The 13,377-nt window shown below is 66.6% G+C and carries 13 protein-coding genes; 12 read left to right on the forward strand and 1 reads right to left on the reverse strand.

The annotated features are described in order from the left end of the window. Positions 1 to 21 precede the first annotated feature (21 nt). From AC5Y49_RS07025 to AC5Y49_RS07070, 10 genes are all read left to right on the forward strand, one after another. Positions 22 to 726: a PAS and ANTAR domain-containing protein gene (locus AC5Y49_RS07025; protein WP_499885267.1), complete on the forward strand. Its 705-nt coding sequence runs from the start codon at positions 22 to 24 to the stop codon at positions 724 to 726. A 126-nt stretch (positions 727 to 852) separates the two neighbouring features. Beyond that, positions 853 to 2,355: an Asp-tRNA(Asn)/Glu-tRNA(Gln) amidotransferase subunit GatB gene (gene gatB / locus AC5Y49_RS07030; RefSeq protein WP_499885269.1), complete on the forward strand. Its 1,503-nt coding sequence runs from the start codon at positions 853 to 855 to the stop codon at positions 2,353 to 2,355. 201 nt (positions 2,356 to 2,556) lie between these two features. Continuing rightward, positions 2,557 to 4,881: a carbamoyltransferase HypF gene (gene hypF, locus AC5Y49_RS07035; RefSeq protein ID WP_499885271.1), complete on the forward strand. Its 2,325-nt coding sequence runs from the start codon at positions 2,557 to 2,559 to the stop codon at positions 4,879 to 4,881. Beyond that, positions 4,878 to 5,606 (forward strand): HypC/HybG/HupF family hydrogenase formation chaperone, encoded by a 729-nt coding sequence (locus tag AC5Y49_RS07040; RefSeq protein WP_499885273.1) that lies wholly within the window; start codon positions 4,878 to 4,880, stop codon positions 5,604 to 5,606. The genes hypF and AC5Y49_RS07040 overlap by 4 nt, the downstream gene beginning before the upstream one ends. Next, on the forward strand, positions 5,603 to 6,259 hold the full coding sequence (locus AC5Y49_RS07045; protein WP_499885275.1) for a D-sedoheptulose-7-phosphate isomerase: 657 nt from the start codon (positions 5,603 to 5,605) through the stop codon (positions 6,257 to 6,259). The genes AC5Y49_RS07040 and AC5Y49_RS07045 overlap by 4 nt, the downstream gene beginning before the upstream one ends. Next, positions 6,256 to 7,368 (forward strand): hydrogenase expression/formation protein HypE, encoded by a 1,113-nt coding sequence (hypE, locus tag AC5Y49_RS07050; RefSeq protein ID WP_499885277.1) that lies wholly within the window; start codon positions 6,256 to 6,258, stop codon positions 7,366 to 7,368. Before AC5Y49_RS07045 ends, hypE begins: the two co-directional genes overlap by 4 nt. A gap of 80 nt (positions 7,369 to 7,448) precedes the next feature. After that, the gene (locus AC5Y49_RS07055) at positions 7,449 to 7,721 is read left to right on the forward strand and encodes a HypC/HybG/HupF family hydrogenase formation chaperone (protein ID WP_499885278.1); all 273 of its coding nucleotides are present in this window, start codon (positions 7,449 to 7,451) and stop codon (positions 7,719 to 7,721) included. A gap of 10 nt (positions 7,722 to 7,731) precedes the next feature. Further along, positions 7,732 to 8,874, forward strand: coding sequence for a hydrogenase formation protein HypD (gene hypD / locus AC5Y49_RS07060; protein ID WP_499885280.1), 1,143 nt, complete (start codon positions 7,732 to 7,734; stop codon positions 8,872 to 8,874). 8 nt (positions 8,875 to 8,882) lie between these two features. Further along, positions 8,883 to 9,623: a DUF6390 family protein gene (locus tag AC5Y49_RS07065; RefSeq protein ID WP_499885282.1), complete on the forward strand. Its 741-nt coding sequence runs from the start codon at positions 8,883 to 8,885 to the stop codon at positions 9,621 to 9,623. Positions 9,624 to 9,647: 24 nt separating this feature from the next. After that, positions 9,648 to 10,136 (forward strand): flavin reductase family protein, encoded by a 489-nt coding sequence (locus AC5Y49_RS07070; RefSeq protein ID WP_499885284.1) that lies wholly within the window; start codon positions 9,648 to 9,650, stop codon positions 10,134 to 10,136. A gap of 140 nt (positions 10,137 to 10,276) precedes the next feature. On the opposite strand, the gene AC5Y49_RS07075 is transcribed toward AC5Y49_RS07070, so the two are convergent. Further along, the gene (locus AC5Y49_RS07075; RefSeq protein ID WP_499885286.1) at positions 10,277 to 11,398 is read right to left on the reverse strand and encodes a PQQ-dependent sugar dehydrogenase; all 1,122 of its coding nucleotides are present in this window, start codon (positions 11,396 to 11,398) and stop codon (positions 10,277 to 10,279) included. Between the two features lie 136 nt (positions 11,399 to 11,534). Here AC5Y49_RS07075 and AC5Y49_RS07080 point away from each other — a divergent pair, with 136 nt between their 5' ends. Both AC5Y49_RS07080 and AC5Y49_RS07085 read left to right on the forward strand, forming a co-directional pair. Further along, entirely contained in the window at positions 11,535 to 12,395 is an 861-nt protein-coding gene (locus AC5Y49_RS07080; RefSeq protein ID WP_499885289.1) for a DoxX family protein, read from the forward strand. Positions 12,396 to 12,496: 101 nt separating this feature from the next. Beyond that, on the forward strand, positions 12,497 to 13,372 hold the full coding sequence (locus AC5Y49_RS07085; protein ID WP_499885293.1) for a DoxX family protein: 876 nt from the start codon (positions 12,497 to 12,499) through the stop codon (positions 13,370 to 13,372). Positions 13,373 to 13,377: the final 5 nt, after the last annotated feature.

Genomic DNA, 13,377 nt, shown 5'->3' on the forward strand with positions numbered 1-13,377 from the left:
TGGCGGAACAGGGCGGGCGCGGTGGCTGCCGAACTAAACGGTGAGACCGCCGAGACGGAGCAGGCGCTTGCCGGCGGCGCGCCACAACGCGTCGGGTCGTTCCGCTTCTATTTCGCGGACCAGCGCTGGGAATGGTCGGAGCAGGTGCAGCGCATGCATGGCTACGAGCCTGGGACTGTCACGCCCACCACCGAATTGGTGTTGTCGCACAAGCATCCGGACGATCGGAGTGAGGTAGCGGCAACCATCGACAACATCCTGCACACGCATCGAGCGTTCAGCACTCGCCATCGCATTCTCGACACGCGCGGCACCGTGCATCACGTCGTGGTGGTGGGGGACAAGCTCAGTGATGAGACCGGTGCAGTCATCGGCACCCACGGCTACTACGTGGACCTCACCGCAACCTCCGGCCCGTCGCGCGACGACGACATCATCTCTGCGCGGGTCGCGGAGATCGCCAGCAACCGGGCCACCATCGAGCGCGCCAAGGGAATGCTGATGCTGGTGTACGGGATCGACGTCGACGCCGCTTTCGACTTGCTCAAATGGCGGTCCCAAGAAACCAATGTCAAGCTGCGGTTGCTCGCCGAGCAGGTCGCCGAGGACTTCTGTGAGGCAGGGCGCGATGCCATCCCGTCGCGGTCGGCGTTCGACCATCTTCTGCTCACCGCACATGAACGCGTTGTCGACTGTTCCGACGAGCAGGCGGGCGCTTCCGCCTGACTGTGTCTCGGGTGACGACCCGCAGCGCCCGGCGTCGCCGGGCTCGCGGTTGTCACTAGGACTATCGGGTGACGACCCGCAGCGCCCGGCGTCGCCGGCCTCGCGGTCGTCACTAGGATCGGGTCCGTGACTGTTGCCGCAGCTGAGCTGCTCGATTACGACGATGTCCTGGCGCGCTACGAGCCGGTGCTCGGCTTGGAGGTGCACGTCGAGCTGTCCACGGCCACCAAGATGTTCTGCGGCTGCTCGACGACATTCGGCGCCGAACCCAACACTCAGGTGTGCCCGGTGTGCCTGGGCTTACCCGGTTCGCTGCCGGTGCTCAACCAAGCCGCAGTCGAGTCCGCGATCCGCATCGGGCTGGCGCTGAACTGCCAGATCGTGCCCTGGTGCCGGTTTGCCCGGAAGAACTACTTCTACCCGGACATGCCGAAGAACTACCAAATTTCGCAGTACGACGAGCCGATCGCCGTCAACGGCTACCTCGATGTGCCGCTCGACGACGGCACCACCTGGCGCGTCGAGATCGAACGCGCGCACATGGAAGAAGACACCGGCAAGCTGACCCACCTGGGCAGCGAAACCGGACGCATCGAAGGCGCCACCGGTTCGCTGATCGACTACAACCGTGCCGGTGTGCCGCTGATCGAGATCGTCACCAAACCCATCGAAGCAACCGGCGAGCGGGCCCCGCAAATCGCCCGGGCTTACGTGACCGCGTTGCGGGACCTGTTGCGCGCGTTGGACGTTTCCGACGTGCGGATGGATCAAGGTTCGATGCGCTGCGACGCCAACGTGTCGCTGAAGCCGATCGGGGCGAGCGAGTTCGGTATCCGCACGGAGACCAAGAACGTCAACTCGCTGCGCAGCGTCGAGGTCGCCGTGCGCTACGAGATGCAGCGACAAGGCGCGGTGCTGGCGGGCGGCGGCCAGGTCACCCAGGAGACTCGGCACTTCCACGAGAGCGGTTACACGAGTCCGGGACGCACCAAGGAAACCGCCGAAGACTACCGCTATTTCCCGGAGCCGGATCTGGAACCCGTTGCACCCGACGCCGAGCTCGTCGAGCGGCTGCGTCAAACCATCCCCGAGCTGCCGTGGTTGCGCCGCAAGCAAATTCAGCAGGAGTGGGGTGTTTCCGACGAGGTGATGCGCGATCTGGTCAACGCCGGCGCCGTCGACTTGGTCATCGCGACCGTCGAATATGGCGCGCCGAGCGAGTCCGCGCGTGCGCTGTGGGGCAACTTTCTGGTGCAGAAGGCCAACGAGGCCGGCGTCGGCCTCGACGAACTGGCCATCACCCCCAAGCAGGTCGCTGCGGTGGTCGCGCTGGTGGACGAGGGCAAATTGTCCAACAAGCTGGCCCGCCAAGTTATCGAGGGTGTGTTGGCCGGGGAGGGCGAACCCGAACACGTGATGACCGCCCGGGGCTTGGCCGTGGTGCGCGATGACTCACTGATCCAGGCCGCAGTCGACGAGGCGCTGGCCGCGAATCCCGACGTGGCCGAAAAGATTCGCGGCGGCAAAGTCGCCGCGGCGGGCGCGATCGTCGGTGCGGTCATGAAGGCCACCAAGGGCCAGGCCGACGCGGCGCGGGTGCGCGAGCTGGTGCTGGCCGCGTGCCAATAGCGCCAACTCTGGCCCTGGGTAATCGCATGCTCTAAAGCTGCACCCGCGCGCGGCTGACACGCCTACGATGGATTTGGTCGGGGAAAGCCGTGACTGACGAAACGGTGTGATCGCGACGTGTGCTGACGGGCGGATATATCGGTGCGGCGGCGTTCTTGAGCCGCCCGGTTCCCCACTGTCCACCGGCCTCCGGCGGATGCCATGACCGACACGCTGTTGCTGCAGCCGGGCGACGTTCGGCAGCGATTCACCGTGACCGGTGTCGTCCAGGGCGTCGGATTTCGCCCGTTCGTCCACCGCACGGCCAGCGAACTGGGCCTCGTTGGGTTCGTCGGGAACGATTCCGGTGCGGTGTTCGTCGAGGCGCAGGGCTCAGCTGCGCGCCTTGACGAATTCGGTCGCCGGTTGCGGGCCGACGCGCCGCCGTTGGCGCGCATCAGCGCGGTCTCCGTCGTCGACATCGAGGCAAATGGCGATACCGGATTCCGCATTGTGGACAGCCAATCCGGCCCGGGTGCCGGCACGCCGATTCCGCCCGACATCGCGGTGTGCGACGAGTGCCGCGCCGAGTTGGTCAACCCCGCCGACCGCCGGTACCGGCACCCGTTCATCACCTGCACCAACTGCGGACCGCGGTTCACCATCATCCGCGAACTGCCGTACGACCGTCCGGGCACCACCATGTCGGGCTTCGCCATGTGCGAACGCTGCGCGGCTGAATACCACGACCCGGGCAACCGCCGGTTCCACGCCCAGCCGATCGCCTGTCCGGATTGCGGGCCGTCGTTGTGGTGGCAGCGGGGCGCCGAACGGGTCCACGGATCCGACGCTGCGCTGGCCGCCGCCCAGCAGGGGCTGATCGAGGGGGCCGTCGTCGCGATCAAGGGTATTGGCGGCTACCACCTGGCCTGCGTCGTGGACGACCAAGCGGTGGTGGCGGGGCTGCGGGCCCGCAAGGCCCGCGGCGCAAAGCCTTTCGCGATGTTGGTCCGGGATCTCGACGTCGCCCGTCGCTACGCGCACATCGACGCCACCGAGGCCGCGATCATGCTCAGCCCGGCGCGGCCGATCGTGTTGCTGCGCCGCCGCGCGGACGCCCCGGTCGCCGACGCCGTCGCGCCGGGCAGCCCGCTGCTCGGAATGATGCTGCCGTACACACCGATTCACCACTTGCTGCTGGCGTCTGGACTCGATGCGCTGGTAATGACCAGCGCCAACCGTTCCGACGAACCCATCTGCTTCACCGACGACGATGCGACCCGGCGCCTTCCGCCGCTCTGCGACGCGCTGCTCGACCACAACCGGCCGATCCACGTGCCGTGCGACGACTCCGTGGTCCGCGTCGTCGACGGCCACGAACTACCGATCCGCCGCTCCCGCGGTTACGCGCCGCTGCCCGTCGACCTCGGCCACGAAGCGCCTTCGGTGCTGGCCGTCGGCGGGGAACTGAAGAACACCTTCTGCCTGACCGACGGTTCACGCGCCTACCTCTCTGGGCACATCGGCGACATGGAAACCCTGGAAACCCTGCGGGCGTTCGAACGTGCGGTGAGCCAGCTCGGCGAAATCCGCTCGCGGCCAGTTCGATTGGCGGCTGACCTGCATCCGGGGTATCAGACCCGAAGCTGGGCCGAGCGGCATGCCGGTGAGCGTCCGCTGGACCTCGTGCAGCACCATCACGCGCACGTCGTCTCGCTGTTGGCCGAGCACGGCCGGCTCGGCGAACCCATCATCGGCGTCTCGTTCGACGGCACCGGCTACGGTTGCGACGCCACCATCTGGGGCGGGGAGATCCTTGCCCTCGGACGCGATAGCCATCGGTTCGCCCGGGCCGGTCACCTGCTGCCGGTGCTGCTGCCCGGCGGTGACGCCGCAGTGCGCAATCCGTGGCGGATGGCGCTGTCTCAGTTGTGGGCGGCCGACGTCGACTGGGCCGCCGACCTGCCGCCAGTGACCGCAGCCACCCAGGCCGAATTGCGCGCCACCCGTTCGCAATTGGAAACCGGCTTCGGCTGCGTGCCGTGTTCGAGCATGGGCCGGTTGTTCGACGCCGTCGCTTCTCTGCTGGGGGTGCGACACCACATCGACTACGAGGGACAGGCCGCCATTGAACTCGAAGTGCTGGCCGAGTCCGCGGACACCCCCGCCGAGCTGCGCCTTGCGGTGCACGACGACGGGGTGGTCGACCCGCGCGGCCTGATTGGTGCGATGGTTGCCGCGCTGCGCGCAGGTGTCGAAACCGCTGCGCTGGCAGCTGGGTTCCATCATGCCGTCGCCGCCGCGGTCGCGGCGGTGGTGGGCCGGGTCGCCGGCGACGTGCGACTGGTGGGTCTTACCGGCGGCGTGTTCCAAAACGTGCTGCTGCTGCGCTCCTGCCGCCAGCAGTTGCAGCAGGCTGGTTTTGAGGTATTGACCCACCGGACGGTCCCGCCTAACGACGGCGGGCTCGCGCTGGGCCAGGCCGCGGTGTCGGTGCTGACCGTGCTGGCATCGCAATCCGAGTTAAGGGGGGCTGATTTGTCATGACTACCACCGCGATTGACCGCGGGCTGGGCGCCGAGCTGACCGCCGATCTCGCGGCCACCGCACTCACCCTGGCCCGGCGGTTTGCGGGCGGCGCCACCATGTGGTCGATAGCTCCGTCCTGGGAGCCGCATGCCCTACACATCGCCGTCGAGTTCGTGCACCCGGTGATCATGGGCAAGCGGGCCCTGCCGGCGGTCGCTCTGATCGGATCCGACCTGGTTGATCTGGTTCGGATTTCGGTGCGCCCGGGCGACATCGTGATCGCGGTGTCAGGTGCCGACGACCCCGACGTGCGCTCGGTGATGCGCCGCTGTCCGGCCTGGGGCGCCACCACCATCTGGATCGGCAGTGGCGAGCGACCTGAGGCGGGAATGGCCGACCATGTGCTGTGGCTCGACGACCCCGATCCCAGGGTGCCGGCAACCGGTGGCTTCGTGCTGTTCTATCACCTGCTGTGGGAACTGACCCACGTCTGCTTCGAGCATCCCGGCCTATTGAAGGACGACGCCGCGTGCACCGATGACGTCTGCGTGACGTGCAGCGACGAAGGTCGGCTCGGTGAGGTGGTGTCGGCGTCGACCGACGGCATGGCCGCGGTGCGCACCGCTAAGGGCGTCGAGTCGGTCGCCACCACCCTCGTCGACCCAGTCGCCGCCGGCGAGCTTGTGTTGGTGCATGCCGGTACGGCGATCAGCCGCGTTAGTGAGGAGGAGCGGCACGAATGACTGAAGAGCCCACCAACTTCCTGTATCCGTTCATTGACGCCCAGGAGGACGACCCCAAGTCGCTGCTCGCCGATCTGACCGCGTCGGCACAAGCGAAGGCGACCGAAAGCCTGAGGCTGCGCCGCTCCACGCTGGCTGAAAACACCGAACTGGTTGCCGCCGCGGCCGCGGAGATGGCAGCTCGTTTCGCGGCGGGGGGCCGACTGTTCACCTTCGGCAATGGCGGGAGTTGTACCGATTGCACCACCTTGGCGCGGCTGTTCGCCCGCCCGCCACTCGGAAAACCGTTGCCGGCCTGGTCGTTGACTGCCGACCAGGCGATCATGACCGCGCTGGGCAACGATGTCGGGTTCGAGTTGGTGTTCGCCCGCCAGTTGATCGCCCGCGCGAAGGCGGGCGACATCGCGATCGCAATGTCGACCAGCGGCAGTTCCCCAAACCTGATGGCCGCACTGGCCGAAGCCCGTCATCGCGACATGTACACCATCGGCTTCGCCGGATACGACGGCGGCGCATTCGCCAAAAGCCTGGACGTCGACGCCTGCTTCGTCGTCCACTCGCAAAGCGTGCACCGGATACAGGAATCGCAAGCGCTGCTGGGCTACGAGCTGTGGTTGAAGGTCCACGAAGAGCTGGGGGTGGAAGTGGCATGACTAAGTCCGCCAATGAATACCTGTCATCGGGGCCGAAATTCGCCGAAGGCGAGGTGATCGAGCGGATCGAAACCTTCCGCAAGCGCCGGCCCCGGTTGCTTGACGATCACGTGACCACCGCGCACGGCGCCGGCGGAAAGGCGTCGGCGGCTCTGGTGGATGCGGTGTTCATGGAGGCCTTCCGCAATCCGCTGCTCGAGTCGCTCGGCGACGGCGCGGTCCTCACCCTGCCCAGCGGCGAACGGCTGGTCATGTCGACCGATTCGTTTGTGGTGCAGCCCAGGAGATTTCCTGGCGGTTCGATCGGCGAACTCGCCGTGCACGGCACCGCCAACGACCTTGCGGTGGCCGGTGCGGTGCCGCAGTGGCTCTCGGCGGCGTTCGTGCTCGAAGAGGGATTTCCGATCGCGGAATTGAAGGAGATCGTCGCGGACATGGCCGCCGCAGCGTCCGCGGCAGGTGTGCAGATCGTCACCGGCGATACCAAGGTGGTGCCCAAAGGTGCCGCCGACGGGATGTTTGTCACCACTACCGGCGCCGGCGTCATCCCGGCGGACCGACGGCTCTCAGCTGAGTCGGTACGGCCGGGCGACAAGGTGCTGTTGTCCGGTTCGATGGGCGATCACGGCATGGCGGTGATGCTGGCCCGCGGCGATTTGGCCATCGAAGCCGACATCCATTCCGACACTGCGTCGGTGAGTCCGCTGGTGGAACTGCTGTTGGCTGCCGCACCGTCCACCCGCTGGCTTCGCGACCCGACTCGCGGTGGCGTCGGGACCGTCTGCAACGAACTGGCCCAGGCGTGCGGGCTGGCGGTGGTGCTCGAAGAGGACAAGTTGCCGATCCACCCGATGGTCAGCGGCGCTTGTGAGCTGTTGGGCATCGACCCGCTCTATGTCGCCAACGAGGGCAAGTTCGTCGCCGTCGTCGCCGCCGACGAGGCGGAGGCCGGGCTGGCTGCCCTGCGCTCGCACCCGCTAGGCGCCGAAGGGGCTGAGGTGGGAGAGATCGTCGAGGAACCCGCGGAAACCGTGGTGGTGCAGACCGGGTTCGGCGGTTCCCGGATCGTCGACATGCTCGTCGGTGACCCGCTGCCGCGGATCTGTTGACGTGGCGATCGCAAGCGCGGCGAAGCCGGGCGCAGCGGGTCGCCACAGAGAAATGGCGCCACAGAGAGAGGAGCTCTGAAATGTGTCTTGGTATTCCGGGGCGGATCGTCGAAATCACCGATGCTGACAACTATTTGGCCAAGGTCGATGTCAGCGGTGTGCAGCGCACCATTTCGGTGCGGCTGCTGGAAAAGGACATGCCGCAACCCGACGACTGGGTGCTGGTGCATGTCGGTTTCGCGATGGCCAAGATCGACGAGACCGAAGCGTTGCTGACGCTCGCGGCCGTCAAGAAACTCGGTGACGCCTACACCACCGAAATGGAAGCGTTCGATTCGTCGGCCATCGTGTGAAGGGATAGCTATGAAATTCGTTGACGAGTTCCGTGATCCGGCGGCGGCGCGCAAACTGATCGCCGCGATCAAGCGCCTAGCCGGTACCGGCGAGAAAGGGGCCGAACACTTCAAGTTCATGGAGGTGTGCGGCGGACACACCCACACCATCTACCGGCACGGCATCGAACACCTGTTGCCGGAGAACGTCGAGTTGGTGCATGGCCCGGGGTGTCCGGTATGCGTGATCCCGATGGGCCGCATCGACGACGCCATGTGGCTGGCTGAGCAACCCGACGTGATCTTCACCTGCTTCGGCGACATGATGCGGGTGCCCGGCTCCAACGGAAACCTGCTGGACGCCAAGGCGCGTGGCGCCGACGTGCGGTTCGTCTACTCGCCACTGGATGCACTGAAGATCGCCGTCGACAACCCGGACAAGCATGTGGTGTTCTTCGCCGTCGGGTTTGAGACCACCGTGCCCTCCACCGCGGTGACGCTGGTGCGGGCCCGCGATCTGGGCCTGACCAACTTCAGCGTGTTCTGCAACCACGTCACGATCGTGCCGCCGATCAAAGCCATCCTCGAATCACCGGACTTGCGACTGTCCGGCTTCATCGGCCCCGGACATGTGTCGACTGTCGTCGGCAACCGGCCGTACCGCTTTGTCAACGACGTCTATCACAAGCCGTTGGTAATCGCCGGATTCGAGCCGCTGGACATCCTGGCATCGGTGGCGATGCTGCTCACCCAGATCCGGGAGGGCCGCTGCGAGATCGAGAACCAGTACTCGCGGGTCGTGCGTCCAGAGGGCAACCCCGCAGCGCTGAAGTTGATGGGCACGGTTTTCGCGCTGCGCCCGCACTTCGAATGGCGTGGGCTGGGCTTCATCTCGCAGAGCGCGCTGCGGTTGCACGACGATTTCGCCGAGTTCGATGCCGAACTGCGCTACGAGATGCCCGGTGTGCGGGTCGCCGACCCCAAGGCATGCCAATGCGGCGAGGTGCTCAAGGGTGTGCTCAAGCCTTGGGAATGCAAGGTTTTCGGCACAGCGTGTACCCCCGAAACCCCGATCGGCACCTGCATGGTGTCGCCGGAGGGCGCCTGCGCGGCGTATTACAACTTCGGCCGGATGCACCGCGATGCCGTCAAGCTGGTGGGATCCCGAACCTGACCGTGTCGGTGGATACCCGCGGGGCGGAGATGTTCGCCCGCTACGCCTACGCTCCCAACGCGCTGGGCTACTGCGGGCCGCCTCTGGGCGCCACCCTGCGGGACGGCTCGGTCGACGACGTGCGGATCGCCGCGCGGAAGTTCTCCGGGGCCTGGCCCTATTTGCAGGTCCTTGCCAGGATGACCGGCATCGCCGATCCGCTGGACTACCGACTCGTCGAGTCATACTGGCTCGGCGGCGGTCTCGGCGCCGATCTGGAACCGGGCGAGTTCGTCGACGAGTTGCTCGCCATCATCGGTCCGCAAGCCGGCCGCTACTGGTCGCACCTCGACTCGGATTTGGTGGGCGAGGCGGCTGCTAACCACTGCTTCCACGTGTTCGGGGTGTACCCATGGTCGCGACTGCTGGGCCTTAAAGGAGGGAGCCTCGACGAGCACCCGTTGAGCGTGCTGGATAGTTGCCGAATCACTTGGGGGACAGTGGTTTCCCGCGACGGTGACGACGTCGACGTATCGTGCCGTGCTTTGCTGTGGGACGGTCACGTGCTGGAACTGTCCGAACCGGCGACCCGCCGGGTCGAGGTATGGGCCGACGGATACAGCGCGGTGCCCGACGTGACCGTTGGCGACGAGGTCGCGGTGCACTGGGACCGGTTGTGCGGCCGGCTGGCGCCCGAGCAGATTCAGGCGCTGACCGATGCGACGGCGGACCAGCTGAAGGCGACCAACCAGCGACTCGCGCGCGGGTAGCCGTCGTCGGTCCATGATGGCTGTGTGGACGATGAATCATTCGACCGGCTGGTCGGTCTGCTGGACTACACGATGTTCGTTGTCACCACTCAAGCCGACGGCCACACGTCGGGCTGTCTGGTCGGCTTCGCCACCCAGACCAGCTTGGCGCCGCCGAGGTTTCTCGTCGGCATCTCGAAACGCAATCACACCTATCGAGTGGCGAGCCGAGCCGACCACGTAGCGGTCCATCTGCTGTCGCGGCGCGACATCGAGTTGGCCCGGCTCTTCGGCGGCCAAACCGGGGATGAGATCGACAAATTCGAGCGGTGCGCCTGGCACAGCGGCCCGGCAGGGATGCCGATCCTCGACGATGCCGTCGCCTGGTTCGTCGGAAAAACCCTGAGCCGGCTCGACGTCGGCGACCACATGGGCTATCTGCTCGAACCGATTGCGGGGTATGCGCCGGAGCGCGCCGACGATCTCGTCAGCTTCTCCGACGTGCTCGACATGGAACCGGGCCACGAGGCCTAGGAAGATCGCAAGCGCCGCATAGCCCGGCGCCACTGGTCGCCGCCACCAGGCATAGCGGCTTCTGGTTGAGTCTGCGTCCACCATAGTGGCTACTCGAACTTGTGCTTGGTAGGCGCAGAGTCAACGGCGACAATCCAGCGTTACGTCTTGTCCTCGTTGGCCCGGGGGAATCCGCCGCCCTGCGGGAACAGCGGGAAGACCACGTCGTCGAGTTTCTCGGCGTCTCCGGCTGTCTTGTTGACCGTCGCGCCCCACACGTTGCCGTCCGGTGACATCCGCAACGCCCAGGCGTGGGCATGCGTGTCCTGACGGACCACGTCGGGTTCGCCGGTGACCGCGCCGGTCGCCGGGGCAAGGTGGATGGCCACTGTCTGCTTGGTGTTGATCAGGTTGACGAGCACGGTGCCGTCCAACGCCGCACATCCGGCAACGCCGGGCCGGTCCGGCCAGGTCCAGACCGTGGAAACTTTCGAATCCCGGGTGATGCGCTGCAACCGGTCTGCAGTGGGTGCGCGGTCGACCACGTACAGCGAGCCGTCAACCGGGTCGGTGCACACCCCGCCGCCGGCGCCGAGTCCGGACAGCGCGGTGGTCGGCGGCGCCTGGTTCAGGGTGGTCGGCTGCTCGATCCGCAGCACCTTGCCCGCCATCGAGCCCGGGTCCTCGGCCATCGCGGGGTTGCCGGCGTCGCCGGTGAGGACAACCAGCGTGGTGGGGCTGGTGAAGATCAGTGCTCCGGTATTTCCGTTGGCGCCCTTGGGGATTCCGGTCAGAATGTCTTTGGGGATATCGCCGTCAGCGATGCGAATGACCCGGTTGTCGCTGGGCGTGCTGATGTAGGCGTACATCAGCCGGTCTTGCTGATAGGTCGGCGACAGCACAATGTCCATCAGCCCGCCGTCGCCGGCGGGATCGACCGGGATCACCAGTTTGACTTTGGGCTCGGCGCTGACCGAGACCTCTTTGACGGCGCCGGTGGTGCGCTCGGCGACCAGCGCCGACTTGCTGTCGGGGCCCATGATGAGGCCGCTGGTGCTTTCCAGGCAGCCCTGCATCACGCCCGGAGCCGGGCACTTTTTGGGGAATGGCTTGGCAGGCAGCGGTGGCGGCGGGGGCGGAGTCGAGCTTGCTGGCGCATGGCGCTGCGGCTCGGTGGTGAACGGTTCGGACTGAGCGTCGTTGAAGCGTGCGCACCCACTGACGACGAGCAGCGCCGCGGACAGCGCGACAAGCGCGCACCGCGCCGACCGTCGTACCTGCATGTCCGCAAGGGTACGGACAACGCTGCGGCGCTCGCCATGGCGTCCCACCGACGCGCCGACAGCGCCGAATAACGGACCGATCAAGCCGCGATACAAAACCATCGTCTTGCCGGTTGCTTGCACTTAGGCTGGCACGGTGACCGGCGACCCCTATGGCTTTACCCGCTTTCACCGGCTTGAGGACGCGCAGGCGTCACCGGCTCGCAAGCCCGCTCCGCCGCCGCGGGAGTCCCGTCCGCCGGAGCCCCCGCCGCAGTCCGCTGAGCCGGAGGCGGTCGAGCCCGACGACGAGCTGGAGCCGGTCGTTGACGACGATGACTCCGAAACGACCGGGATCGCACGCGACGAGCCAACTGACGAGCCGGCCGAAGATATCGATGAGGACCTCGACCAGCCGCCCGCCGCCGACCGCGAACTGCCGCCGTCTGTGCAGCCGCGGCTGTTAGACGACCCACGGCTCAAAATGGCGCGGCAGCGCGGCACCCAGCATCTGGGCCTGATGGTGCTGCGGGTGGGCGTCGGTGTCGTGTTGGTCATTCACGGTATGCAGAAGATGTTCGGCTGGTGGGACGGACCGGGGATCGACGGATTCAAAAACTCGCTGACCGAATTGGGGTATCAGCACGCGGACATCCTGAGTTATCTGGCGGCCGGTGCCCAGGTCGTGGCCGGCGCACTTTTGGTTCTCGGGTTGTTCACCCCAGTGGTCGCCGCCGGCGCGCTGGCCTACCTGGTCAACAGCCTGTTGGCGGATATCGCGACACAGCGACAGCACGGGCACCTGAACTTCTTCCTGCCCGGCGGCAACGAATACCACATCGTGCTCATCATCGCGCTGGTCGCGATTATCCTCGCCGGCCCGGGCCTTTACGGGTTCGATGCGGGCCGCGGCTGGGCCCGTCGCCCGTTCATCGGATCGTCCGCAGCGCTGCTCATAGGTGTCGGCGGCGGAATCGGGTTCTGGGCGCTATTCAACGGTGTCAATCCGCTGACGTGAAGCTCGGCGGCGGCCGTCGCGACGGCCCCGACGTGCATCAGTCTGGTAAAAGCGCCGCTCAAATCCCCAATCTCGGCCCAACTGCCCTTACCCTGACACGCGTGACGAGTCAATCGCATGACACACGATGGCGGCGGCCGGACAGCTCCGAGGCGCCAACTCCGGGACGTCAGGCCGCAGCGAGCCTGGTCGACCCGGAAGACGACCTGCCGTCAGCCACCTATGCAGGCGATTTCGAGACGACCACCATTCCGCACTACGACGCCGCCGCCGGCATGTCCCCAGACTCCGGCAATCTGCGGCTGCCCGGCAACGGATACGGCGCGATCGGCGGCCAGGAGCCACTGGGCGCCCTGCCGTATGTCCAGCCGCAGAACAACGGCCATCATTCGGTATTCGGGCCGGCCGAGCTCGAGACCGGCTTCGACGACGAGCGTGTCCGAGCAGCCGGCCGGCGCGGCACCCAGAACCTCGGTTTGCTGTTGCTGCGGATCGGGCTGGGCGCGGTGCTGATCGCCCACGGCCTGCAGAAACTGTTCGGCTGGTGGGGCGGCCAGGGGCTGACCGGGTTCAAGAATTCACTGGCTGACGCCGGCTACCAGCACGCCGACATCCTCACTTACGTCGCCGCCGGCGGTCAGATCCTGGCCGGAGTTCTGCTGGTGCTGGGACTGTTCACCCCGGTCGCCGCGGCCGGCGCGTTGGCGTACCTGATCAACGGCCTGATCGCCGGGGTGTCGGCGCAATCCGACTCGCAATCGATTCCGTTTTTCCTGCCTGATGGGCACGAGTACGAGCTCACGCTGATCGTCATGGCCGCCGCGGTCATCTTGATCGGCCCGGGACGGTATGGATTCGACGCTGGTCGTGGCTGGGCGCGGCGGCCGTTCATCGGCTCGTTCGCGGCCCTGCTGTTGGGGATCGGCGCAGGTATCGGCATGTGGGTGTTGCTCAACGGTTCGAATCCGCTGACGTAGCGGCA

The organism is Mycobacterium sp. NGS62, assembly GCF_059812285.1.

Excerpts from the sequence above, each read along its gene's own strand:
- hypF (WP_499885271.1), top strand. The coding sequence starts at position 2,557 with ATGACCGACACGCTGTTGCTGCAGCCGGGCGACGTTCGGCAGCGATTC.
- AC5Y49_RS07040 (WP_499885273.1), top strand. The coding sequence starts at position 4,878 with ATGACTACCACCGCGATTGACCGCGGGCTGGGCGCCGAGCTGACCGCC.
- AC5Y49_RS07045 (WP_499885275.1), top strand. The coding sequence starts at position 5,603 with ATGACTGAAGAGCCCACCAACTTCCTGTATCCGTTCATTGACGCCCAG.
- hypE (WP_499885277.1), top strand. The coding sequence starts at position 6,256 with ATGACTAAGTCCGCCAATGAATACCTGTCATCGGGGCCGAAATTCGCC.
- AC5Y49_RS07055 (WP_499885278.1), top strand. The coding sequence starts at position 7,449 with ATGTGTCTTGGTATTCCGGGGCGGATCGTCGAAATCACCGATGCTGAC.
- hypD (WP_499885280.1), top strand. The coding sequence starts at position 7,732 with ATGAAATTCGTTGACGAGTTCCGTGATCCGGCGGCGGCGCGCAAACTG.
- AC5Y49_RS07075 (WP_499885286.1), bottom strand. The coding sequence starts at position 11,398 with ATGCAGGTACGACGGTCGGCGCGGTGCGCGCTTGTCGCGCTGTCCGCG.